Origin of the sequence: Streptomyces sp. NPDC056160 (assembly GCF_042268205.1) — a bacterium.
Taxonomy (GTDB): domain Bacteria; phylum Actinomycetota; class Actinomycetes; order Streptomycetales; family Streptomycetaceae; genus Streptomyces.
The window spans coordinates 19,869-42,710 of sequence record NZ_JBHJUW010000033.1 but is presented as its reverse complement, the minus strand read 5'-3'; the positions used below and the strand labels follow the sequence as shown (position 1 = coordinate 42,710).

General features: G+C 71.5%; 21 protein-coding genes. 11 read left to right on the top strand and 10 right to left on the bottom strand.

All coding sequences use genetic code 11. The annotated features are described in order from the left end of the window. The first annotated feature begins 37 nt into the window (after positions 1–37). The gene (locus ACFC02_RS15095; RefSeq protein WP_376356604.1) at positions 38–1,687 is read left to right on the top strand and encodes an amidohydrolase family protein; all 1,650 of its coding nucleotides are present in this window, start codon (positions 38–40) and stop codon (positions 1,685–1,687) included. Between the two features lie 30 nt (positions 1,688–1,717). Here ACFC02_RS15095 and ACFC02_RS15090 read toward each other — a convergent pair whose 3' ends face one another. Further along, positions 1,718–2,575 (bottom strand): serine protease, encoded by an 858-nt coding sequence (locus tag ACFC02_RS15090; protein ID WP_376356602.1) that lies wholly within the window; start codon positions 2,573–2,575, stop codon positions 1,718–1,720. Positions 2,576–2,871: 296 nt separating this feature from the next. Between ACFC02_RS15090 and ACFC02_RS15085 the strand changes: the two genes are divergently transcribed. Together ACFC02_RS15085 and ACFC02_RS15080 are read left to right on the top strand one after the other, a co-directional pair. Then, positions 2,872–4,083, top strand: coding sequence for a pyridoxal phosphate-dependent aminotransferase (locus tag ACFC02_RS15085; RefSeq protein WP_376356600.1), 1,212 nt, complete (start codon positions 2,872–2,874; stop codon positions 4,081–4,083). A gap of 102 nt (positions 4,084–4,185) precedes the next feature. After that, complete coding sequence (locus tag ACFC02_RS15080; protein WP_376356599.1) at positions 4,186–4,644, top strand: hypothetical protein; 459 nt, start codon at positions 4,186–4,188, stop codon at positions 4,642–4,644. Between the two features lie 303 nt (positions 4,645–4,947). On the opposite strand, the gene ACFC02_RS15075 is transcribed toward ACFC02_RS15080, so the two are convergent. Continuing rightward, on the bottom strand, positions 4,948–6,039 hold the full coding sequence (locus tag ACFC02_RS15075) for a glycosyltransferase (protein ID WP_376356597.1): 1,092 nt from the start codon (positions 6,037–6,039) through the stop codon (positions 4,948–4,950). 265 nt (positions 6,040–6,304) lie between these two features. Here ACFC02_RS15075 and ACFC02_RS15070 point away from each other — a divergent pair, with 265 nt between their 5' ends. After that, positions 6,305–6,829: a tetratricopeptide repeat protein gene (locus tag ACFC02_RS15070; protein ID WP_376356595.1), complete on the top strand. Its 525-nt coding sequence runs from the start codon at positions 6,305–6,307 to the stop codon at positions 6,827–6,829. Positions 6,830–7,010: 181 nt separating this feature from the next. Here the strand turns inward: ACFC02_RS15070 and ACFC02_RS15065 are convergent, their stop codons facing one another. The 3 genes from ACFC02_RS15065 to ACFC02_RS15055 form a co-directional block, all read right to left on the bottom strand. Next, complete coding sequence (locus ACFC02_RS15065; RefSeq protein ID WP_376356593.1) at positions 7,011–7,202, bottom strand: hypothetical protein; 192 nt, start codon at positions 7,200–7,202, stop codon at positions 7,011–7,013. A 1,536-nt stretch (positions 7,203–8,738) separates the two neighbouring features. Next, the gene (locus tag ACFC02_RS15060; RefSeq protein ID WP_376356591.1) at positions 8,739–8,915 is read right to left on the bottom strand and encodes a hypothetical protein; all 177 of its coding nucleotides are present in this window, start codon (positions 8,913–8,915) and stop codon (positions 8,739–8,741) included. A gap of 248 nt (positions 8,916–9,163) precedes the next feature. Further along, positions 9,164–11,011: a phosphoenolpyruvate carboxykinase (GTP) gene (locus ACFC02_RS15055; protein ID WP_376356589.1), complete on the bottom strand. Its 1,848-nt coding sequence runs from the start codon at positions 11,009–11,011 to the stop codon at positions 9,164–9,166. A 298-nt stretch (positions 11,012–11,309) separates the two neighbouring features. Here ACFC02_RS15055 and ACFC02_RS15050 point away from each other — a divergent pair, with 298 nt between their 5' ends. From ACFC02_RS15050 to ACFC02_RS15035, 4 genes are read left to right on the top strand one after another with little or no spacing between them, the layout of a single operon-like run. Continuing rightward, positions 11,310–12,023, top strand: coding sequence for a hemolysin III family protein (locus ACFC02_RS15050; RefSeq protein WP_376356587.1), 714 nt, complete (start codon positions 11,310–11,312; stop codon positions 12,021–12,023). Between the two features lie 59 nt (positions 12,024–12,082). After that, on the top strand, positions 12,083–12,730 hold the full coding sequence (locus ACFC02_RS15045) for a TetR/AcrR family transcriptional regulator (RefSeq protein ID WP_376356585.1): 648 nt from the start codon (positions 12,083–12,085) through the stop codon (positions 12,728–12,730). Between the two features lie 33 nt (positions 12,731–12,763). Further along, complete coding sequence (locus ACFC02_RS15040; protein ID WP_376356583.1) at positions 12,764–13,495, top strand: Mut7-C RNAse domain-containing protein; 732 nt, start codon at positions 12,764–12,766, stop codon at positions 13,493–13,495. Positions 13,496–13,542: 47 nt separating this feature from the next. Continuing rightward, positions 13,543–13,887: a hypothetical protein gene (locus ACFC02_RS15035; RefSeq protein WP_376356581.1), complete on the top strand. Its 345-nt coding sequence runs from the start codon at positions 13,543–13,545 to the stop codon at positions 13,885–13,887. A gap of 10 nt (positions 13,888–13,897) precedes the next feature. Here the strand turns inward: ACFC02_RS15035 and ACFC02_RS15030 are convergent, their stop codons facing one another. From ACFC02_RS15030 to ACFC02_RS15020, 3 genes are all read right to left on the bottom strand, one after another. Beyond that, positions 13,898–15,931, bottom strand: coding sequence for a thioredoxin domain-containing protein (locus tag ACFC02_RS15030; RefSeq protein ID WP_376356579.1), 2,034 nt, complete (start codon positions 15,929–15,931; stop codon positions 13,898–13,900). A gap of 84 nt (positions 15,932–16,015) precedes the next feature. Continuing rightward, positions 16,016–16,168 carry a hypothetical protein gene (locus tag ACFC02_RS15025; RefSeq protein ID WP_376356577.1) on the bottom strand — a complete coding sequence of 51 codons (153 nt, stop codon included), beginning with the start codon at positions 16,166–16,168 and terminating at the stop codon, positions 16,016–16,018. Continuing rightward, a complete protein-coding gene (locus tag ACFC02_RS15020; RefSeq protein ID WP_376356575.1) occupies positions 16,165–16,788 on the bottom strand; it encodes a recombinase family protein in 624 nt (207 codons plus the stop codon). Before ACFC02_RS15020 ends, ACFC02_RS15025 begins: the two co-directional genes overlap by 4 nt. Positions 16,789–16,945: 157 nt before the next feature. Between ACFC02_RS15020 and ACFC02_RS15015 the strand changes: the two genes are divergently transcribed. Then, positions 16,946–20,149 carry a tetratricopeptide repeat protein gene (locus ACFC02_RS15015; protein ID WP_376356573.1) on the top strand — a complete coding sequence of 1,068 codons (3,204 nt, stop codon included), beginning with the start codon at positions 16,946–16,948 and terminating at the stop codon, positions 20,147–20,149. Positions 20,150–20,263: 114 nt separating this feature from the next. On the opposite strand, the gene ACFC02_RS15010 is transcribed toward ACFC02_RS15015, so the two are convergent. Next, a complete protein-coding gene (locus ACFC02_RS15010; RefSeq protein ID WP_376356571.1) occupies positions 20,264–20,521 on the bottom strand; it encodes a hypothetical protein in 258 nt (85 codons plus the stop codon). A gap of 12 nt (positions 20,522–20,533) precedes the next feature. Further along, a complete protein-coding gene (mca, locus tag ACFC02_RS15005; protein ID WP_360976209.1) occupies positions 20,534–21,385 on the bottom strand; it encodes a mycothiol conjugate amidase Mca in 852 nt (283 codons plus the stop codon). 224 nt (positions 21,386–21,609) lie between these two features. Here mca and ACFC02_RS15000 point away from each other — a divergent pair, with 224 nt between their 5' ends. Both ACFC02_RS15000 and greA read left to right on the top strand, forming a co-directional pair. Next, complete coding sequence (locus ACFC02_RS15000; RefSeq protein WP_376356569.1) at positions 21,610–22,008, top strand: DUF4307 domain-containing protein; 399 nt, start codon at positions 21,610–21,612, stop codon at positions 22,006–22,008. Positions 22,009–22,255: 247 nt separating this feature from the next. Further along, positions 22,256–22,756 carry a transcription elongation factor GreA gene (greA, locus tag ACFC02_RS14995; protein ID WP_360976167.1) on the top strand — a complete coding sequence of 167 codons (501 nt, stop codon included), beginning with the start codon at positions 22,256–22,258 and terminating at the stop codon, positions 22,754–22,756. Positions 22,757–22,842: the final 86 nt, after the last annotated feature.

Here is a 22,842-nt window from a genome sequence, read left to right as displayed (position 1 = left end):
GGGCCGGGAACCCAGACGCCGAGAAGGGGAGTCACCCATGGATCCGGTCGAGCTGGCCGATCTCACCGACCTCGTCATCCGTGACGCGGACGTCGTGGACGGCTCCGGCGCACCCTCCTACCGCGCGGACGTCGCGGTCAAGGGCGGCCGGATCGTGTCGATCGTCAAGGAGGCCGCGGCGGCCGGCTGCGCGCGGCCCCGGGCCCGGCGCGAGCTGGACGCGGAGGGGCTGGTCCTCTCCCCCGGCTTCATCGACATGCACGCGCACAGCGACCTGGCCCTGCTGCGCGACCCCGACCACAGCGCGAAGGCCGCCCAGGGGGTGACCCTGGAGGTGATCGGGCAGGACGGGCTGTCGTACGCGCCGGTCGACGACCGTACGCTCGCCGAGGTGCGCCGGGCGATCACCGGCTGGAACGGCCACGGCGACGACATCGACTTCACCTGGCGCTCGGTGGGCGGGTACCTGGACCGGCTCGACCACGGTTTCGGCGGTCAGGGCATCGCCGTCAACGCGGCCTACCTGATCCCGCAGGGCACCGTGCGCGCCCTCGCGGTCGGCTGGGAGGACCGCCCGGCCACGCCGGACGAGCTGGACCTGATGCGCCGCCTGGTCGCCGAGGGCCTGGAGCAGGGCGCGGTCGGCATGTCCTCCGGGCTCACCTACACACCCGGGATGTACGCCGAGGACGCCGAACTGACCGAGCTGTGCCGGGTGGTGGCCGCGCACGGCGGCTACTACTGCCCCCACCACCGCAGTTACGGCGCCGGGGCGCTCCAGGCGTACGAGGAGATGGTGGCCCTGACCCGGGCGGCCGGCTGCCCGCTGCACCTGGCGCACGCCACCATGAACTTCGGCCCGAACAAGGGCCGGGCGCCCGAGCTGCTGGCGCTGCTGGACGACGCGCTCGCGGCGGGCGCCGACATCACCCTCGACACCTATCCCTACACGCCGGGCTGCACCACCCTGGTCGCGCTGCTGCCGAGCTGGGCGAGCGCGGGCGGCCCGGAGAAGATCCTCGACCGGCTCGCCGACGAGGACACCGCCGAGCGGATCCGCCACCACCTGGAGGTCACCGGCGCGGACGGCTGCCACGGGGTGCCGGTGGAGTGGGACACCATCGAGATCTCCGGAGTGGCCGATCCCGCGTTCGCCGGGTACGTCGGGCGGACGGTCGCCCGGTCGGCGGCTCTGCGCGGCGAGAGCCCCTGGACGGTCGCGCGCCGCCTGCTGGTCGGTGACCGGCTCGGCTCGACGATCCTCCAGCACGTCGGCCACGAGGAGAACGTACGGGCGATCATGCGCCACCGGGTGCACACCGGCGGTTCCGACGGCATCCTCCAGGGCACCAAGCCGCACCCGCGCGCCTACGGCACCTTCCCGCAGTACCTCGGCCGGTACGTGCGGGAGCTGGGGGTGCTGCCCCTGGAGGAGTGCGTCGCGCACCTCACCTCCCGCCCGGCGGCCCGGCTGCGGCTGCCGGACCGCGGGCTCGTCCGCGAGGGGTACCGCGCCGACCTGGTCCTGTTCGACCCGGCCACGGTCGCGGCCGGGTCGACCTTCGAGCAGCCGCGCGCGCTGCCCACCGGGATCCCGTACGTCCTGATCGACGGCCGGTTCGTGATCGAGGACGGGCGGCGCACGGACGTCCTGGCGGGCCGGGCGGTCCGCCGCACCGCGGTGTGACCGCCCGGCCGCGCCACCGCCCGAGGGGGGCTACGGCTTGGGCAGGACGCAGCCGGCCGCGTTCAGGTCAAGCCGGTTGCCGGTCGTGAAGCAGGCCGGGATCTGGTAGGTCTCCTCGGCGTAGTTGATGCCCTGGCGGACGGTGACGTTGCCGTTCTGGTCGACCTCGCAGGGGTTGTTCTCGGTGCAGCGCTGACCGTCCTCGTTGCCGGTGTTGTTGACGGCGACGACCTTGCCGGTGGCGGTGTCGACGACGGGCGAGCCGGACGTGCCGCCGATGGTGTTGCAGGCGGAGGTGTAGCGGACGGAGTCCTTCCAGGTCCAGCCGCCCTCCTTGAGCCGGTAGACGAACCCGTCGACGTTGCAGCTGTAGGTGCGCTTCCAGTAGCCGGAGACCACCTTGATGGCGGTGCCGGCGACCGGGTGGGTGTCGCTGACGGTGAGCGGGCTGATCCCGTAGGAGCTCTTGATCTGCGCGTAGGTGCGGGTGAGCTGGTAGATCGTGACGTCGGTGTCGGTCATCGTCGAGTAGACGACCTGGTTGGCGCGCAGGGTCGCGACCTGGGAGCCGGCGGAGTTGAGCAGCCCGAAGGAGCGGCTGGAGCTCTGGCCGACGACGACCTCGCCGGGCGACGGGAAGCCGGTCTCCAGGCAGTGGCCGTTGCTGAGCACGAGCGCCGGGTCGCTGTCCGCGGAGGCGGGGAAGCGGATGACCGAACCGGAGCAGTTGCTCAGCGCCACGGTGCCGGCGAAGTCGACGGCCTTCGCGGCGTGCGCGGTCCGCGCACGGCCGGGCGCGGCGCTCCCGGCCGTGGCGGCGGCCGCGGGTGCCACGCCCGCCCCGGTGATCACCAGGGTCGTGAGCGCGGCAAGGAGAGGCTTGTTCATGTGGGGGTCCCCTCTTCAGACGTGAGCGACCGGAGATCTTCCGGCCGCCTGTCTTGTCATGCGCATTGTGATGGGCGGGCGGGGGTGCGGACAAGAAGCGGACGAGAAGCCGTCACCCTGCCGTGCGATCGTCACCCGGCCGGAACCCCGGCACGGCGCCCGGCCCCGGTCCCGCCGCGACCCGGCCGCAATCCCTGCCCGCGGCCGCGCCGGGACCCCCCGGACGGCCCGCCCGCGTGTCTCAAGTGGCGGAAAACACGAGCCACCGGCCGTTACCCGGCCGTAAGCTCCCATACATGCAGGTGATCCAGTCGACCAAGCTCGCCAACGTCTGTTACGAGATCCGGGGACCGGTGCTCGAGGAGGCGATGCGGCTGGAGGCGGCCGGTCACCGCATCCTGAAGCTGAACACCGGCAACCCGGCCGCGTTCGGCTTCGAGTGCCCGCCGGAGATCCTGGAGGACATCCTCCGCAACGTCTCCACCGCCCACGGCTACGGCGACGCCAAGGGCCTGCTGGCGGCGCGGCGCGCGGTCGTCATGCACAACCAGACGCTCGGCATCGAGACCGACGTCGAGCACGTCTTCATCGGCAACGGCGTCTCCGAGCTGATCGTGATGGCCATGCAGGCCCTGCTCGACGACGGCGACGAGGTCCTCGTGCCGGCGCCGGACTACCCGCTGTGGACCGCCGCCGTCTCGCTGTCCGGCGGCACCGCCGTGCACTACCGCTGCGACGAGCAGTCCGACTGGATGCCCGACCTCGCCGACATCGAACGCAAGGTCACCGACCGCACCAAGGCGATCGTCGTCATCAACCCGAACAACCCCACCGGCGCGGTCTACGACCCGGCCCTGCTCAAGGGCCTGACCGACATCGCCCGCCGGCACAACCTGCTCGTCTGCTCCGACGAGATCTACGACAAGATCCTCTACGACGGCGCCACCCACACGCCGACGGCCTCGGTCGCCCCGGACCTGCTGACCCTCACCTTCAACGGGATGTCCAAGGCGTACCGGGTGGCGGGCTACCGGGTCGGCTGGATGGCGATCTCCGGTCCGCGCGCCCACGCCGACTCCTACATCGAGGGCCTGACCATCCTGGCGAACATGCGCCTGTGCGCGAACATGCCGGGGCAGCACGGCGTGGTCGCGGCCCTCAGCGGGCGGCAGACGATCACCGACCTGGTCCTGCCCGGCGGGCGGCTCAAGGAGCAGATGGACGTCGCCCACGAGCTGCTGACGCAGATCCCCGGCGTGACCTGCGTACGCCCCAAGGGCGCGCTGTACCTCTTCCCGCGCCTGGACCCCAAGGTCTTCAAGATCAAGGACGACCGGCGGATGGTGCTCGACCTGCTGCGCCGCGAGAAGATCATGGTCGTCCACGGCACCGGCTTCAACTGGCCCGAGCCCGACCACTTCCGCGTCGTCACCCTGCCCACGGCCGGCGACCTGCGCGACGCGGTGACCCGGATCGGCACCTTCCTGGACGGCTACAGCCAGCCCTGACGCTCACGCTGGGTTCCCTTACGGACCGGTTCCGCGAGCCGACTCAACTTTAGACGGGTTCTAATGTAGGATGCTTTCTGTCAGAGCACAGGAGGCCGTCCCATGTACGAACCGATCCGCAGCAAGTCGGTCCACACCACGATGGCCGGCACCACCTCCGACTTCCCCCACCGCTCCCGCGAGGAGGAGCTGGACATCCAGCTCGCGGGCCATCTCGCGGCGCTGCTCGCCGTCACGGACGAGCTGCGCACCCTGGCCCCGGAGGCCGGCCTGGACGCGGCGGCCGAACGGCTCGCCGCCCAGGTGTCCCGGCTGCGGGGCGGGCACGCGCCCGTCCGCACCTCGGTGGCCGCGGTCGCCGAGCCGGTGACCCTGCACCGGCGGGCCCACGCACTGGCCGGGCGGGCCCTCGTCGTCGCCGCCTCCCGGGCGGACACGGCGGCGGCCATCCTCGCGGCCGAGCGGATGGACGCGCACGCCGCCGCGCAGGCGGCAGCGGTACGGGGAAAGCCGCAGACGGCGCGGGAGAACCCGCAGAAGCTGAGTGGCGCCGCCCATTAGAACCCTCCGCACCGAGGAAACCTCGTGCAGCAGGCACTGCGTACGGAGGACGCTCCGTACGGAGGCCCCTTGCCCTCGCCGAGGGCTCACCGACGGCCCCGGTCCGCGCGCACCCGCAGCGACGCGCGGACCGGGCGCCCTGACGTTTGCCGGTGGCGGCCGGCGCGACGGGGAGGGCCCTGCCCAAGAGGATGACGGTGGGACCGTAACCCGCCACTGCCGTCCGGCCCGGTCCTGAAGGAGCCGGCCCTGCCGCGCCGACGGAGCACTGCACGGACCCGCGCCCGTCAGGCGCACCCCGCATCAGACTCCGACGAGCTCCTTCGAGCCCAGCTTGAGCTGTGCGAACCCCAGGTTCTGCCGTACTCGGTCCTGATGCTCGTCGGGAAGTCTGCCCTCTTCGAGCAGGCGTTCGCAGCAGCGCTTCGCCTCCTCGTACTCCCCGACCCAGTAGGCGGAGACCGCGAGTTCGTCCAGCGCCTGCCAGTCGTACCAGCCCGGCTCGACGAACAGGATGTCGTCCGGACGCGGGATCCGGACCGCCTGCCGGGCGAACGCGTAGGCGAGCGGCCAGCGTCCGCCGTCGACGCGGCACAGGCGGGCCAGCTCACCGAGACCCTCCGCCCGTGACGGCCGGCTCTCGTACGCCCTCAGGTAGCGGTCCATCACCTCCGCCGAGGGCCGTCGCAGTTGTTCCGCGAGCCGGGCCGCGTACAAACGCGCACAGAAGACCTCTTCGGCCCAGCCTCCCATCGCTGCCCGGCGGTCATAGGCTGCGAGGGCCTTCTCCGGCTCCTCGGCATCCCGCCAGCTCTGGGCCAGGTAGAAGACGTACCGGGCGTTGCCGGGCTCCTTGATCAGTCCCTGCTGGAGGAGCTCCGCGTCGCGCAGGAACTTCTCCCGGACGCTCTGCTCCCTGTCGCGCGCACCACCGTGCAGACTGCGGATACCGGCGCCTTCGAGCGTTGCGAGGGTGTACGCCGTATCGCACTCGAGGTACTCGTGCAGGACACCGACGTAACGCCACGGCAGCCGCGTGGACACCAGCGCGGGACGCCAGTGGACAACGGGCCCGTCATGCAGTGCGACCCGGTAGGCATCACAGGTCAGCTCCGGCATCCGGAACCCGGGTTCCAGCCGCATCGCGTCGTCGCCATCGATGAAGAGCAGGTAGTCCGCGTGCGGGCGGGCGAGTTCGATCGCCTCCGTACGGCTGCCGTCGTATCCCTTCCAGGGGCGCTCGTGCAGTTCGCCGGGCACATCTCGGTAGAACTCGCGAATGACGTCCTGGGTGCCGTCGGTCGAGCCCGTGTCCACGATGACCCAGGTGTCGATCAAGGGCCTTACCGATTCGAGGCACCGCCGGATCACCGGGGCCTCATTCTTGACAATCATGTTGAGGCAGATCGTCGGCTTCACTGGTCCCATCCAACTCTGCAGCGGCGAACAACCGAGAGGCGACAGTAGACAGTCCCCCACCTACACGCAAAGAGGCTCCCACGAACCGTCTGCCCGATACGTACATTCGGGTGGACCGCGCAACATGCTCGACGGTGATACGGGCGACTCATTCGAACGGCCTCGTAGCCTCGGCACTCACGGCGGTAGCGCGAGATCCGCCGCTTTGAACTGTCGCTCACCATGTACGAGAAGTGGCCAAGTGAAATCCGGAAAATTGTGGATGGGGCTCGCCGCGGCGACCGCGGCGGGCGCCACCGGGGTGACCATCTGGGCACTCCAGCCCGATCCAGCGGCACTCCCAGAGGCCAAGGTCCCTTCGACGTCCCCACGCATCCAGCAAGCCAACGCGTTGCTACAGGGCGGTCTTCTGCAACAAAAGCTCCAGGACTCCAAGGGCGCAGCGACCACCTACCAGCGCGTGCTCAAGCTGGACCCGCACAACAAGTTCGCCTGGTACAACCTGGGCGTCATCGCCCAGCAGGACGGCAAGAAGACGGATGCCCGCACGAATTACGACCGTGCGCTGAAGATCGATCCCTCGTTCACGCCGGCGCTCTTGAACGAGGGGATTCTGCTCAGCCCGGACGAGCCCGAACTGGCCATGAAGCTCCTGAGGCATGCCGTCGCCGTCGATTCCTCGCTGTATTCCCGGGTTCCCGAACGACTCCGGGGTTCCCTCCCCAGCCCCGCACCTTCTTCGAGGGCAGGGCGCGGCGCCAAGTGAAACCGACGGCCATGTCCCGGCCGCACCACGTCGTGTGGCCGGCGCCCGTGCCCTGGTAGACGCCCGTCGGTGTCCGGCGGCAGCCCCAGGCCCGCCCGCTCCCCCGGCGTTCGCCGCGCCCGATGAGCAAAAGTGCCCCCGAGGCCGAAGCCTCGAGGGCACCGCGTCCTTCAGGTGCAACCTACGGCGTCGTGTCGACGCAGACGACGTAGGCGGTGATGTTGTTCGGGTTGTTGGCTGTGGTGGTGGCAGTCCACGCAGTGGGGGAGGTCGAAGGACCGCCGTTCGCCGGGTAGGTCTCGACCAGGTCGCCGTTCGTGGCCAGGGCCCCGCCACCGGTGGCGAAGTCACCGGCGTTGCATGTGGCGGTCACGCTCCGCTGGCCCATGGCGGTGATGACGTAGGTGCCGCCGACGTGACCGGTGGCACCCGTAGCACCGGTCGCGCCGGTGGCACCCGTCGCTCCGGTCGCACCAGTCGCACCGGTCGCGCCGGTCGCACCGGCCGGACCCGAAGCACCCGTGGCACCCGTCGCTCCGGTCGCACCAGTCGCACCGGTTGCACCGGTTGCACCGGCCGGACCCGAAGCACCCGTGGCACCCGTCGCTCCGGTCGCACCAGTCGCACCGGTCGCGCCGGTTGCACCGGCCGGGCCCGAAGCACCCGTGGCACCCGTCGCTCCGGGCGGACCCTGCGGACCCTGCGGGCCCTGCGGACCCTGCGGACCACGGCACTTGCAGTCTTCACCGTGTCCGTGCCCGTAGCCGTTGTCGCCGTCGTTGTCGCCGTAACTGCCAGAGCCGTCGTCGCTATCAGAACTGGCCCCGCGCAGAGCATCGTCGACAGCCGACCTGATTCCGTCGGGGCTGAATTGCTGCAGTTCGGCGGCGACAGCCACGCCGCTGGGCACCACGTTGAGCGCCACGGCAAGCGCGCCCGCCGTCATCATCGTGGCGGATTTCACGCGTGCCATTCGGATCGTTCTACGGTTCAACAGAACCTTCCCTGAATTCCGTGGGGGATCAAGCCGCAAGCGGGGCACCGAAGACCCTTTTCGCCTGCGGGTCGTGTCGCCCTCGGCGACCGACGAGCACATTGTTAACGTTGCCGCGATCCCACGCCGCCAAATCGGAGTATGTCCTCCTCGGAAATCACCCGAGCGGTCTCAATATCCCATGCGGCCCCATTGAGCGGTCACCCTCGGCGCCTCTTCCGGCCGATGTCCAATTCGGCACAGATGGGGTAACAGCGGTCCTCGAACAACCGGGCGAACTCCGCGGCCTGGAACAACCCTGATTCCGGCCGTTTCCAACATCGACAGCGAGGCGAAGATCACCGATTCATCGAAGCCGGGAAGCGGCCGCTTCAGAACCGGCGGGGTCAACGGCCACAATCACGAGCCGGCACCTTCGGCAAACTGGATTCCGTTGCAGGGCGACGCGACAGGAGAATCGCAGACGGACGCGGCTTTCCCCTAGGGACCTCGATCCGTCAGCGCTGAGGTCGCCTCGGTGGGGTGATTGGTCCACCCCGGTTTCCGGTTTTCCCCTGTGGTGCGGTACGGGACCGTCGCGTGTCGCTGCGGGGTGCGCCGGGGGGGTGCCACGTGGGTTGGACGTCTCCCGGGGTGGTGCGACCGTTCTCCGTACCGGCCAGGCGTCGAGATCAGCCGCGAGGTCGGCGGTGCGGATCCAGCTTTCCGGGGTGGCGGTGATGCCGTACTTCCAGCCGGTCGTCTTCTCCAACATGCTCCCCCTTTTGAAAGAGGGGGATTCCAGCCCGTACGGGCTGAGGTTCACGGGTGCTCGAACGGCCGGTGGCCGCTGTCACCCCGCGCGACGTGCATCCGCGCGGACATGCGCCGTGCCTCACCGGCGGGCGCGGTGACGCGTTCGCGTCAACCAAGATCTCATCCGAAGATCACGACGAACAGCACGAACGCGACCAGGATCGCCAGGACGATCCACCACACAGGCCAGTTGCCGCCGCCCTGCGGCTCCTCCGGGCCGCCGCCGCGCGGACGGTCCTCCGCGAGGTCCGGGTTCTCGGGACGGTCGTGCTTGTAGAAGTCACCGTCTCCAGCCATGCCCACATCACCCTCCTTCACCGGGAGGGTTCCCGAGTACCCGCAGCCGCCCCGGCCATACGCTCGGCTACGCCGACCGGGTGCGTGCACCCGGTCAGCGGGCATGTGCGGCACGACAGCGGACGGGGCCGGTCCCGCACGCCGTTGTGCGGAACCGGCCCCTGACCGTCCTGCCGCGGCCGACCGGAGCGACAGTGCAGGTCAGGGCAGGTCGCGGTCGGCCGCGGAGCGCTGGGGGCGCGGGCGGCTCAGCCCAGGCGCTCGACGAGCGCGCGGTACTGCTCCCACAGCTCCTCGGGCGTGTGGTCACCGAAGGTGTTCAGGTGGTCGGGGACCAGGGCGGCCTCCTCGCGCCACACCTCCTTGTCGACCGTGAGCAGGAAGCGCAGGTCGGAGGCGGACAGGTCCAGGCCGTCGGTGTCCAGCGCGGCCTCGGTCGGCAGGATGCCGATCGGCGTCTCGACGCCCTCCGCCCTGCCTTCCAGGCGCTCGACGATCCACTTCAGCACGCGGCTGTTCTCGCCGAAGCCCGGCCAGACGAACTTGCCCTGGTCGTCCTTGCGGAACCAGTTCACGTAGTAGATCTTCGGCAGCTTGGACTGGTCCCCCTCTTTGGAGACTGCAGCCTTGCCGACCTCGATCCAGTGGCCCATGTAGTCGCCCATGTTGTAGCCGCAGAACGGCAGCATGGCGAACGGGTCGCGGCGCAGCTCGCCGACCTTGCCCTCGGCGGCGGCGGTCTTCTCGGAGGCGACGTTCGCGCCGAGGAAGACGCCGTGGTTCCAGTCGAAGGACTCCGTCACCAGCGGCACGGCGCTGGCGCGGCGGCCGCCGAAGAGGATCGCCGAGATCGGCACGCCCCTGGGGTCCTCCCACTCCGGCGCGATGATCGGGCACTGGGCGGCGGGGGTGGTGAAGCGCGCGTTGGGGTGGGCGGCCGGGGTGCCCGAGGCGGGCGTCCAGTCGTTGCCCTTCCAGTCGGTCAGGTGGGCCGGGGTCTCCTCCGTCATGCCCTCCCACCACACGTCGTTGTCGTCGGTGAGGGCGACGTTGGTGAAGACGGAGTTGCCCCACAGCGTCTTCATCGCGTTGGCGTTGGTGTGCTCACCGGTGCCGGGCGCGACGCCGAAGAAGCCGGCCTCGGGGTTGATCGCGTACAGGCGGCCGTCCTCGCCGAACCGCATCCACGCGATGTCGTCGCCGATGGTCTCCACGCTCCAGCCGGAGATCGTCGGCTCCAGCATGGCGAGGTTGGTCTTGCCGCAGGCGCTCGGGAACGCGGCGGCGACGTACTTGGCCTCGCCGGTGGGCGGGGTGAGCTTGAGGATCAGCATGTGCTCGGCGAGCCAGCCCTCGTCGCGGGCCATGACGGAGGCGATGCGCAGGGCGTAGCACTTCTTGCCGAGCAGGGCGTTGCCGCCGTAGCCGGAGCCGTAGGACCAGATCTCGCGGTCCTCGGGGAAGTGCGAGATGTACTTGGTGGAGTTGCACGGCCAGGGGACGTCCTGCCGGCCCTGCTCCAGCGGGGCGCCGACGGTGTGGACGGCCTTGACGAAGAAGCCGTCGTCACCGAGTTCGTCGAGGACCGGCTGTCCCATGCGGGTCATGGTGCGCATGGACACGGCGACGTAGGCGGAGTCGGTGATCTCGACGCCGATCGCGGAGAGCGGGGAGCCGAGGGGGCCCATGCAGAACGGGACGACGTACATCGTCCGGCCCTTCATGGAGCCGCGGAAGATGCCGCCCTCGCCGTCCTCGCCCCGGAAGATCTCCCGCATCTCGGCGGGGGCCTTCCAGTGGTTGGTGGGGCCGGCGTCCTCCTCCTTCGCGGAGCAGATGAACGTACGGTCCTCGACGCGGGCCACGTCGGAGGGGTCGGAGGCCGCGTAGTAGGAGTTGGGGCGCTTGATCGGGTCGAGTTTCCGGAAGGTGCCCTTCTCGACGAGCTCCCCGCACAGTCGCTCGTACTCGGCCTCGGATCCGTCGCACCAGACCACCCTGTCCGGCTGCGTGAGGTCCGCGATCTCGTCGACCCACGAGATCAGGTCCTTGTGGTTGGTCGGAAGGGCGGAGGGAGCCGCGATGTCGCGCGCCACGATTGCTCCTAAATGAGGGGTTTTTTGTCTTGTCGCCCCGTGGGGGCTGCGACCCGGATGCTTCGTAGCCGCTCATCCGGTGCCGACCGCACTCATTTGATCATCCGACGCAGGCGCCCATCTGTCCAGAGGGCCGCACAGGTGAGCAGGGTGAGGAATCCCACGGTCACCGCGGTTCTTTGCGTCCGCGTTGTCGTCGGCTGAAGGACTTTTTGCGTTCGCCCGGATTTCCGGTGACCGCCGTGCCTGCACCGTGCGCTGATGCCTGACTTACGGGGACGTGGGTACCATGCGGCGCATGACTGCGTCCGCCTCCGACGCGCCCCTGGACACGCCGGCCGGTGGCCGCGGTCCGGCCGCGCTCTCCCTGCCGCATCCGGTCAAGCCGAAACTGCGCGGCTGGCTGCACCTCGGGATGTTCCCCGCCGTGCTGATAGCGGGGCTCGTGCTCACCGCCCTCGCCGACTCACCCCGGGGCCGCATGGCCTGCGGCATCTACGTCCTCACCGCCTGCCTGCTCTTCGGGGTCAGCGCGCTCTACCACCGCGGCAACTGGGGCCCCCGCCTGAGCGGCCTGCTGCGCCGCCTCGACCACGCGAACATCTTCCTGATCATCGCGGGCACCTACACCCCGCTGACCCTGCTGCTCCTGCCCGGCGCCAAGGGCCAGTGGCTGCTCTGGGGCATCTGGGCGGCCGCCGCCGCGGGCATCGTCTTCCGCGTCTTCTGGGTCGGCGCCCCGCGCTGGCTCTACACCCCGTGCTACATCGCGATGGGCTGGGCGGCCGTCTTCTACCTGCCGGACTTCCTGCGCACCGGCGGCATCGCGGTCATGGTCCTGGTCATCGCCGGCGGACTGCTCTACAGCGCGGGCGCCATCGTCTACGGCATCAAACGCCCCAACCCCTCCCCCCGCTGGTTCGGCTTCCACGAGGTCTTCCACTCCTTCACGCTGGCCGCCTTCGCCGTGCACTACGTCTGCATCTCCCTCGTCGCCTACCAGCACGCGTAAGCCGCCTGAGCCGCTGCCCCGGGGCGGCCGCGGCCGCCCCGGGGCCGGACAATGGCCCCATGACGGCCGCACAGTCCCCCTCCCCTTCCGCCGCCCCCGGCTCCCCCGCCGGCCCCCCGCCCGGCCTGCGGGAACGGAAGAAGATCAAGACCCGCGAGACGATCCGCGCGGCCACGTACGCGCTCGTCCGCGAGCAGGGGTACAACGCCACCACGACCGAGCAGATCGCCGAGCGGGCGGAGGTCTCGCCCTCCACCGTCTGCCGGTACTTCCCCACCAAGGAGGACATCGTCCTCACCGACGAGTGGGACCCGCTCCTCGCGGAAGCCCTGCGCGCCCGGCCCGCCGGCGAACCGTGGACGCGCTCCGTCCGCGAGGTGCTGCGCCAGGCCGTGGACCGGGGCATGGCCTGCGACCCGGAGGCGTCGCGGCTGCGCACCCGGCTGATGGCCGAGGTGCCCGCGGTGCGCGCCCGGATGACGGAGAACATGTCGGTCACCGGCCGGCTGCTCCGCGCCGCCGTCGCCGAGCGCACCGGCCGCGACCCGGAGAGCCTCGAAGTGCGGGCCTGGGCCATGTCCCTCCTCGGAGCGCTGATGGAGACCACCGTGTTCTGGGCCGAGAGGGGCCACCGCGACGACCTCGCCGGCCTCGTCGACCGCACCCTCACCGTCCTCGAACACGGCCTGCCCGCCGAGAACACCTGAGGCGCACGCGCCCGGCCGTGCCATCCTGACCGGGTGAACGGTCCCGAGATCCACGTCGAATTCGCGCCCGGCCTGCAGGTCTTCGTCCCCCACACCCGCCGCCGGGGCGCCACCGCCGTCGTCACCGACGGCGTCTCGTCGCTCGGCCACGTCGTGGAGTCCCTCGGCGTCCCGCTGACCGAGGTCGGCACGCTGGTCGTGGACGGCCGCGAGGTACCCGTGTCCCACGTCCCACGGGCGGACGAGACCGTACAGGTACGCGCCGTCCAGCGCCCCCAGCGGGTCCCCGGCGCGCCCCTGCGCTTCCTCCTCGACGTGCACCTGGGCACCCTCGCCCGCCGCCTGCGCCTGCTCGGCGTCGACACGGCGTACGAATCGACGGACATCGGCGACCCGGCCCTCGCCGCGCGCTCGGCGGCCGAGAAGCGGGTCCTGCTCAGCCGCGACCGGGGCCTGCTGCGCCGCCGCGAACTGTGGGCCGGCGCGTTCGTCTACAGCACCCGCCCCGACGACCAGCTCCGCGACGTCCTCGGCCGCTTCCACCCCGAGCTGCGGCCCTGGACCCGCTGCACCGCCTGCAACGGCCTACTGAGGCAGGCCACCAAGGACGAGGTGGCCGACCAGCTGGAGCACGGCACCCAGCGCACGTACGACGTCTTCGCCCGGTGCCGCGCCTGCGGCCGCGCCTACTGGAAGGGCGCCCACCACGACCAGCTGGAGGCGATCGTGGAACAGGCGATGAGTATGCGCACGCAGGGAAGTTGAGTACGCGGACCGATCAGCGGGGCGGCCCGGCCCGGTTGGCTGGAGCCATGACAGCGACGACGCGGAACGCGGCAGCCAGGGAGCCCGGACACAACAGCACGGTGTGGGCCGCCGTGGGACTGGGCCTGCTCCTGCCCATGGTCATCGGCTGCTGGCTGCTCGCCCTGTCCACCCGGCACGGCACGCAGTGCGTGATGTACGGCGACTACTACGAGGACTGCCACCAGGGTTCGGGAGAGGTTCTCTACGGCTTCTTCTTCGCCTCCGTGGCCGCCGGGGTGAGCGCGCTGGTGCTCCCCCGCCGGTGGGCGTCCGCCCGCACCGGGGCCGCCGCACTCCAGTGGGCCGCCCAGGTGCTGCTGGCGTTCCTCATCCTCGCCCTCAACTCCTGACGCGCGCCCCTCACTCGCTCAGCGCGGCGCGCAGCCGGTCCGGGTCGGTGGTCGGGGCGTCGCAGGTGAAGTTGCGGCAGACGTAGGCGGCGGGCTCGCCGTTCACCAGGGGGCGGTCGGCGAGCAGCGGGAACTCGTCGCTGCCCGCGGTGCCGTAGGCGACGACGGCGCCGGGGGCGGGGGCCAGAAGTGCCGTGCGGTGCAGGGCCCGTGCCCGCTCGTCGGCCAGGGCGGGGCCGACGACGGCGACCTCGCGCGGGCCGTCGAACGCGGCCTCGGCGACGGCCAGCCCCCAGCCGATGAAGCGCGGCACGCGCGGGCCGAGCGCCCGGACCACGCCCAGCGCCCGTTCCGCCGCGGTGCGGTGGGGCTCTGAGCCGGTGTGGGCGGCGTAGGCGAGCAGGGCGCCCGCCGCGGCCGTCCAGCCGGACGGGGCGGCGTTGTCGGTCGGGTCCTGGGGGCGGCGGATCAGCTTCTCGGCGTCGACGGCGGTGTCGTAGAGGGAGCCGGACTCCCGGTCGGTGAAGCGGGTCAGGACGTGGTCGAGGAGCAGACCCGCGAAGTCGAGCCAGACGCCCTCGCCGGTGACCGCGGCGAGCGCGAGGAAGCCCTCGGCGACGTCCGCGTAGTCCTCCAGCACCCCGGCGTTGGCCCCGGCCCGCCCGTCCCTGCTGGTACGCCCCAGCGCGGCGTGCTCGTCCATGTGCAGCCGTACGAGCAGGTCGGCGGCGCCGAGCGCGGCCTCCACCAGGTCGGGGCGGTCGAAGTAGGCGCCGGTCTCGGCGAGGGCGGCGATCGCCAGACCGTTCCAGGCGGCAACGACCTTGTCGTCCCGGCCGGGGGCGGGCCGGGCGGCGCGCGCCTCGAACAGCCGGCGGCGGATCGCGTCGATGCGCGCCGCGTCGTGGACGCCCTCGCGCACGGGCAGCTGGAGGACGGAGGCCCCCTGCTCGAAGGTGCCCTCCTCGGTGACGCCGAAGTACTGCGCGGCGAGTTCGGCGTCCTCGGCGCCGAGCACCTCGCGCAACTGCCCGGGCGTCCAGACGTAGTAGGCGCCCTCCACGTGCCCGCCGGTGCCGTCGTCACTGTCGGCGTCCAGCGCGGAGGCGAACCCGCCCTGCTCCGTGCGCAGTTCACGGACCATGAAGTCGGCGGTCTCCAGGGCCACGCGGCGGGCCAGCTCCGAGCCGGTGGTGCGCCACAGGTGGGCGTAGACCCGGCAGAGCAGCGCGTTGTCGTACAGCATCTTCTCGAAGTGCGGCACGACCCAGTCGCGGTCCACGGAGTAGCGGGCGAAGCCCCCGCCGAGCTGGTCGTAGATGCCGCCGCGGGCCATCCGCTCGCAGGTGTCCCGGGCCATCTGCAAGGCGCCCTCGGAGCCGGTGCGGGCGTGGTGGCGCAGCAGGAACTCCAGCACCATCGACGGCGGGAACTTGGGCGCCCCGCCGAACCCGCCGCGCTGCGGATCGTACTCACGGGTCAGCGCGAGCAGCGCCTGCCCCAGTTCCTCGCCGCCCGGTGTCCGCGTACCGCCGTAGTCGATCTCCCGCTGGGCCAGGTCCCGGACGATCTTCCCGGCGACGTCGGTGACCTCCTCGCGGCGGGTCTCCCAGGCCTGCTGGACACCCTGGAGCACCTGCCGGAAGGAGGGCATGCCCTGCCGGGGCGCGGGCGGGAAGTAGGTGCCGAAGTAGAACGGTTCGGCCTCGGGCGTCAGGAACACGGTCATCGGCCAGCCGCCCTGCCCGGTGGCCGCCTGCACCGCCTCCATGTAGACGGCGTCGACGTCGGGCCGCTCCTCCCGGTCGACCTTGACGCTGACGAAGTGCTCGTTGAGGTAGTCGGCGACTGCTTCGTCCTGGAAGCTTTCCGCTGCGAGGACATGGCACCAATGGCAGCTCGAATAGCCGACGCTCAGGTGCACGGGCACACCACGCCGCCGCGCCTCCTCGAACGCTTCCGACGACCAGGGCCACCAGTCGACGGGGTTGTCGGCGTGCTGGAGGAGATAGGGGGAGGTTTCCTGAGCCAGGCGATTCGGCATGGTCCCATCCTGCCCGACGGGGGCGACAGATCGCAGAACGACCTGCGCGTCGTCCCCCGGAGACCCCGTCGCCGCCCGGCCCGCTCAGCGCCAGACGGGGGCGAGCCGGGAAAAGTCCCAGGCCTGCTTTCCCTTCACGCCGGGCCGGACGATGCAGTGCACCAGGACTGGTCCGGCGATCTGCCGCCTCTCCGTCAGCTCGCCGGACTTCCAGCGCCCACGCATCTCCTGCGTCAAGCTCGGCCCTGCCGGTGAGCCGGAGAGCAGGAGTCGCTCAAGGGCCTCATCCGCCAGTGGACCACTGATGCTGCACCGCTGACAGGACCGGCACGTGTAGACGTACGGGCTCCTGCGGCTCCTGCCCTTCTGCGCACACAGGGCGCCGCGGCACAGCGTGCCATCGGTCCGTTGCGCACCGCAGCGCAGGAGGCCAGTGGCCAGGTGCCGTGGAGCGGGGCGCCCCCCGCCTTTGCATCGGGGAGTCCACTGCGTGACGGTCTGCGCATCGGGCCTGCCGCCCCGGGTTCCTGTGACGCCGAGGTCGCACCAGTCCCGGGCGATCGCTCGGCAACGCAGACGACTCCGTGTACGTTCCCACCCTCGGCCGTGCGCCCCCGCACCAGGTCCTCGAGCAACCGATCGAACCCGGGCCGCACCACGCCTTCCTTGGACGCGGTGCGCCCGTTGTCGACGTAGGTGGCCACCACCCGGCAGCCGTACTCGTGCGCGGTGCGCTCGTTGATCCGCAGCTGACGGCGGACTCCGTGACCGTCCCTTTGCCGGAAATCCCCGGATGTCCGGGCGTAGGACGCGACATGGAGGAGTTCGCTTTGCCCGTGCGTATGAACGTCGTTCATGTCCCCACCTTTCCGGCCATCAGATCGACGTTCACAAAAACAAGCGAGTCTTGTGAAAGTCACGACAACGGCGCCAGTGATCGCCACCCCCTCGCGCCGGCGCGCCGCTCGAAGGACACTTGTAGGCGAAGGAGTTGCCGCCGGAGGGGGACGGGACATGCGGGACGCTCATCGGGCGGAGGCCGAACGGCTGCTGGGCCGGGCCGTGGAGGAGGAGGTGCGCCGGTCGGGCGGGCGTGTGGACGGCGGCGTCCTGCTCTCGCGCGCCAAGGCCGCGCTGGACTCCCTCGCCCGGCCCGCCCAGGAGGAGTACGAGGCGTACACCAGGGCGCTGGACGAGGCGGCGGCCGGGCAGCTGACCTTCGCGCAGCGCTACGCGCGCGAAGGGTCCGGAACTCCCCTGCTGGTGGCGGTCGTTGCCGCGCTCGCCGCCGCCGCGGGCGACCTGGCGCTCGGCACCGGGGCGGGCACCGCCCTCGGCGCGGGTGCCGTCGCCGGCGTGGCGGGCGCCGCCACCACCGTCGTCAAGGTGAGCGCCGCCCATCTGCCCGCCGCCCACCGGCGGGCGGGCGCGGCCGGTCAGCCCGGCGGCCCCGAGCAGCTGCGACTGCAGTGGCTCACCGCCCTGGAGGTGCGCGGCATCCGGCCGTTCCTGGACCAGCAGCGCGTGCTCACCGCCTCCGTCGCGCCGAAGAAGGCGGCGCCCCGGCTGCGCGGCACGGACAAGAGCGCGGCGGCCCGCCGGCGCAGCGTGCTGGAGCAGTCCTTCGGCCAACTGCCGCAGCCGAACGGCCTGTTCGCCGGGCGTCGGCAGGAGCTGGCGCGCATCCGGCAGTGGGTGCAGGCGGCCCGGGCCCACACCGAGACCCGGCCGACGGTCGTCGTGCTGCACGGTGCGCCCGGCTCCGGCCGCTCCACCCTCGCCGTGCGCGCGGCGCACGAGCTGCGCGACCAGTTCCGCGGCGCGGTCGTCGTCGACCTGCGCGGCGACAGCGTGGACGAACCGCCGCTGTCGACCCGCGACGCGCTGCTGCACCTGCTGAACCGGCTCGGCGCGCCCCGCGAGCAGCTCCTGTTCCGTGACCGTTCCTCCCCCGACCAGCAGGTCAAACGGCTGGGCGAGCTGTACGACCAGCATCTGACGGGCCTGCCGGTGACCATCGTGCTGGACGACGCCCCGGACGCCGGACAGGTGCGGGCCCTGGTGCCCGAGCGCTCCGACAGCCTGGTCCTGGTCACCGCCCGTACCCCGCTGGAACTGCCCGCCGACCTGCCGGCCTGGGTGTACCAGCTGCCGGTCGAGGCCCTGGACGAGGCGGGCGCCGAGGAACTGCTGGGCGCCGCCGCCGAGGACACCTCCGGGCCCTACGACGCGGAGTCGGCCGAGCGGATCCACGCGCTGTGCGGCGGGCTGCCGCTGGCGCTGCGGATCGCGGGCTCCGCCCTCGGCCCGCGCTCGCCGCGCCGGCTGGCCACCGACCTCGCGGCGTACGGCCCGGTCGACCCGGTCGAGCGGGCCCTGTGGCTGCGCTACACCGACCAGGCGGAACCCGCCCGCCGGCTGCTGCGCCGGCTCGCCCTGGCGGGACGCGCCTCACTGGGCGCCGCGGCGGCGGCAGCTCTGCTGGCCACGGACGAGGCCGAGGCGACCCGGCACCTGACGGCCCTCGCCCGCGCCGGTCTGATCGACCACGTGCGGGGCAGCCGCTACCGGCTGCACGACCTGGTACGGGCCTTCGCCCACGCACGGTTGCTGGACGAGGAGGACCCCGCCGAGCGCACGGCCGCGCAGGAGCGGCTGATCGGGAACTACGCCGAGCTGGCCGACTCCGTGCTGCGCCTGGTCGACGGCAACAACTCGACCCGCTCGGACCGCTTCAGCCCGCACGGCTTCACCTCCCTCGACGAAGCGCTGCGCTGGCTGGACGACGAGTCCAGCTTCATCACGGCGGCGCTGCGGCACGCCGAGGACGTGAACCAGGCCGCAGTCCTCAACCTGCTGGGCGCGCTGTGCGACTACTGCCTGCTGCGCGGCGACCTGTACCGGCTGGGCGAGATCAGCGAGCTGACCCAGGCCGTCGACCAGGGGCTGCTCGTCCGCTCGGTGCAGTGGCGCACCGGTATCGCGGCCCGGCAGCTGGGCGAACTGGACCAGGCCCGCGCCACGCTCGCCTCGGTCGTCGACCTGTACCGGGAGGCGCACCACGAGGCGGGTGCGGCCCGCGCGCTGAACTCGCTCGGCATCACGCTGCACCACCAGGGCAACCTGGGCGAGGCCGCGGCCCGGCTGCGCGAGGCCATGGCGCTGCAGGACGTGCCGCAGCTGGCCACCGACCGGGCGTGGACGATGCACGCACTGGCGGCGGTGGAGCGCGACCGGGGCAATCTCGCCGAGGCGCTGGACCTGTTGACGGGTTCCCTGGTGCTGCACCGCGAGGGCGGCTCGGTGCACGGCGAGGCGTGGGCCCACTTCCAGCTGGGCCAGCTCGCGCTGCGCCAGGGCGACGTGGAGCGCGCCGAGACGAACCTGCGCGAGGCCCTGGAGCGCTACGGCCGCACCCGCGACGCCCGCGGTGAGGCCTGGGCCCTGACCCAGCTGGCCCGCGCCCGGCTGCTGGCCGGGGAGAGGGCGGAGGCGGTGGAGGCGCTGCGCGGGGCGGCCGCCCGGCACCGCGACAACGAGGACGCCCGCGGCGAGGCGTGGACGCTGTACTACCTGGGGCAGGCGCTGGAGGAGACCGGCGGCCTGGACCATGCGGTGCGTGAGCTGGAGCGGGCCCGCACGATGTTCTCCCGGATGCGCGACGTCTACGGCCTGGCCTGCGCCCGCCACCACTCGGCCCGGGTGACCCGCGACCAGCGGGCGGCGCAGACCGGCTCGCTGCGCAACTCGGGTTTCGCCCGCCAGCTCCTGGTCGACGCCCGCGCCGACTTCCAGCGCATCGGTGTGGCGCACGGCGAGGCCTGGACCTGCCTGGAGCTGGCCGTGGTCGACGCGGGCAACGCCCGCACGCCGCAGGCCCTCGCCCTGTGCGACGAGGCGCTGGCCCTGTTCGCCTCCTACGGTGACCGGCGCGGCGAGGACTGGGCGCGCTTCCTGCGCTGCACGCTGCTGCCGTACGCGGCGCCCGGCGGCGTGGAGGTCGGCACGGCGGTCGCCCAGGAGGACCTGGCCGCCCTGGCCCGCGCCGGGCACCCGCTGCGGGACCGGAAGCTGGAGGGCTACGTCGAGGCGTACCGGCTCGTCCTGGAACGCGGTGTGAGCCTGGAGGCGGGCTGGCAGGCGTGGCGCCTGGGCATGGTCCCGGACCGGCATGCCCGCGAGGTGATGGGGGTGGAGGCGGCCCCGGCGCCGGGGTGAGGGAAGCGGGCGGCGGGTGCGCGGGCATGCCTCAGGGTGATCGCGCCCACCGGGAGCGGTGGGTGCGATCACCCTGGGGACGGGCGCACGGCCGTGACGCCGACGCGCGGGTCCTCAGCCCTTGGAGGGGTGGGCCCGGCCCGGGCCGCCGGTGCCCTTGCCGGGCTGGTTGCCGTCGGCCTCCGCGGACTCCTTGAAGTCCACCTTGCCCATGTGGCGGTTCATGGACTTCATCAGGAACCACACCGCCAGGGCCATCACCGCGAAGACGATGAAACCGAGGACGCCGGGGGTGACCTTGTTCTTGTCGAACTCGGCCAGGGTGACCAGATGCGTCGTTGCCAGGCTCGCGCTTGCGCTCATGTCAGGCATTCTCCCTCAGGGCTACCGGACGCCCGCAAAGAGGTCGTCCTCGGGCAGCGAGGTGTCGACGAGCGACTTCGCCAGCTCGTACTCCTCGGTCGGCCAGACCTCCTTCTGGATGTCCATCGGCACCCGGAACCAGCCGCCGTCGGGGTCGATCTGCGTGGCGTGGGCGATCAGCGCCTTGTCGCGGGTCTCGAAGAAGTCCGCGCAGGGAACGTGCGTGGTCAGCGTGCGGTCCTTGTGACCGGACTTCTCCCAGCGCTCCAGCCACTCGCCGTAGGGGGACTCCAGGCCCCGGTCGAGCAGGGCCTTGTGCAGTGCCTCGGTGCGCGCGCGGTTGAAGCCCTGGTTGTAGTACAGCTTCACCGGCCGGTACGCCGGGCCGTACTCCTCCTCCGGGTACTTCTCGGTGTCCGTCGCGCCCTCGAAGGCCACCATCGAGATCTTGTGGGTCATGATGTGGTCGGGGTGCGGGTAGCCGCCGTTCTCGTCGTAGGTGGTGATCACCTGCGGACGGAAGGAACGGATCTGGCGCACCAGCTCGCCGGCCGCCTTGTCGACGTCCTCCAGGGCGAAACAGCCCTCGGGCAGCGGCGGCAGCGGGTCGCCCTCGGGCAGGCCGGAGTCGACGAAGCCGAGCCACTCCTGCTTGACGCCGAGGATCTCGCGGGCCTCGTCCATCTCCTTCTTGCGCACTTCGTGGATGTGCTCCTCGATGTACGTGTCGCCCTGGAGCTTGGGGTTGAGGATGGAGCCGCGCTCTCCGCCCGTGCAGGTCACCACCAGCACGTCCACCCCCTCGGACACGTACTTGGCCATGGTGGCCGCGCCCTTGCTCGACTCGTCGTCGGGGTGCGCGTGCACGGCCATCAGTCGCAGCTGGTCAGTCAAGGCTCAATCCTCAAGGTCAAGTCGGTGCCCTGTGTCGCCGGGCGTTCCATGGCCGCCGCCACGGTGCCTCGTCGTTCCGGGGTGGCGGCCGAGCCGCGGTCCCGGGCTTCTATAGTGACCGAATCGGGGGGCGAATAATTCCGGAGTCCGCTCCGGGGCCCCTCACGGGACGTCCGTCCCGCCCCCCTGCCGAGAGGACGATCATGAGTACGGCGAGCACCCGGCTGCCCGAGGGCCGCTACGGCCGCTCCCCGGACGAACGCGCAGACCACAAACTCAAGATCGCCGGTGCCGTCCTGGGCGCCTTCCTCCTCGTCCTGATCGGCTACTTCGCCTACCACTACGTCGGGCAGAACAAGATCAGCGCGCAGGTCGTCTCGTTCGAGGCGTCGGACGACGCGGTGCAGATCCACCTGGAGGTGCACAAGGACGCCGACGCGCGCGGCTACTGCACGCTGCGCTCCCAGGCGGCCGACGGCACCGAGGTGGGCCGGGCCGACTTCCGCTTCGACCAGCACGCCAAGCAGGTCGACAAGGTCCTCACCCTGCGCACGACGGCCCGGGGGACGACCGGCGAGCTGCTGGGCTGCCACGCCGGCTGACGCCGCGCGGCGTGCGGTGCGCCGGCCGGCTGGGCGTCTGACACGCCGGTCGGCGGGGCCACGCCCGGCGACGCCATCGCGCCAGGTGGAATACGCAGGCGCTGACCTGCGTTGACGCACATTAGATGGCTTATGTCCTCCCCCTTTCGCCGCTGAATTGTTAGGCTCGTGGTTTCGCCCATCCATGAGGGACCATTCTTCTGGGTAGGGCGATGCTTTGTATCCCCAGTACCGACGAGGAGCACCTGTGACCCAGACCAGCGAGAACGTCACCTGGCTGACCCAGGAGGCGTACAACAAGCTCAAGGACGAGCTTGAGTACCTTACTGGTCCTGCGCGCACCGAGATCGCCGCCAAGATCGCGGCCGCGCGTGAGGAGGGCGACCTGCGCGAGAACGGTGGGTACCACGCGGCCAAGGAGGAGCAGGGCAAGCAGGAGCTCCGTGTGCGCCAGCTGACCCAGCTCCTTGAGAACGCCCAGGTCGGCGAGGCTCCGGCCTCCGCGGACGGCGCGGTCGCGCCGGGCATGGTCGTCACGATCGCCTTCGACGGGGACGAGGACGACACGCTGACCTTCCTGCTGGCCTCCCGCGAATACGCGAGTGCCGACATCGAGACCTACTCGCCCCAGTCGCCCCTCGGCTCCGGTGTGATCGGCCACAAGGTCGGCGAGGACGCGGAGTACGAGCTGCCGAACGGCAAGAAGGCTTCGGTGACGATCCTCAAGGCCGACCCGTACAACGCCTGAACCCCGCCCTGCCTCACGGGCAGGGCCTGAGCCCCCGCCGCCCCTCACCGGGCGCCGGGGGCTCCGTCACGTCCCGGGGTGGCCGG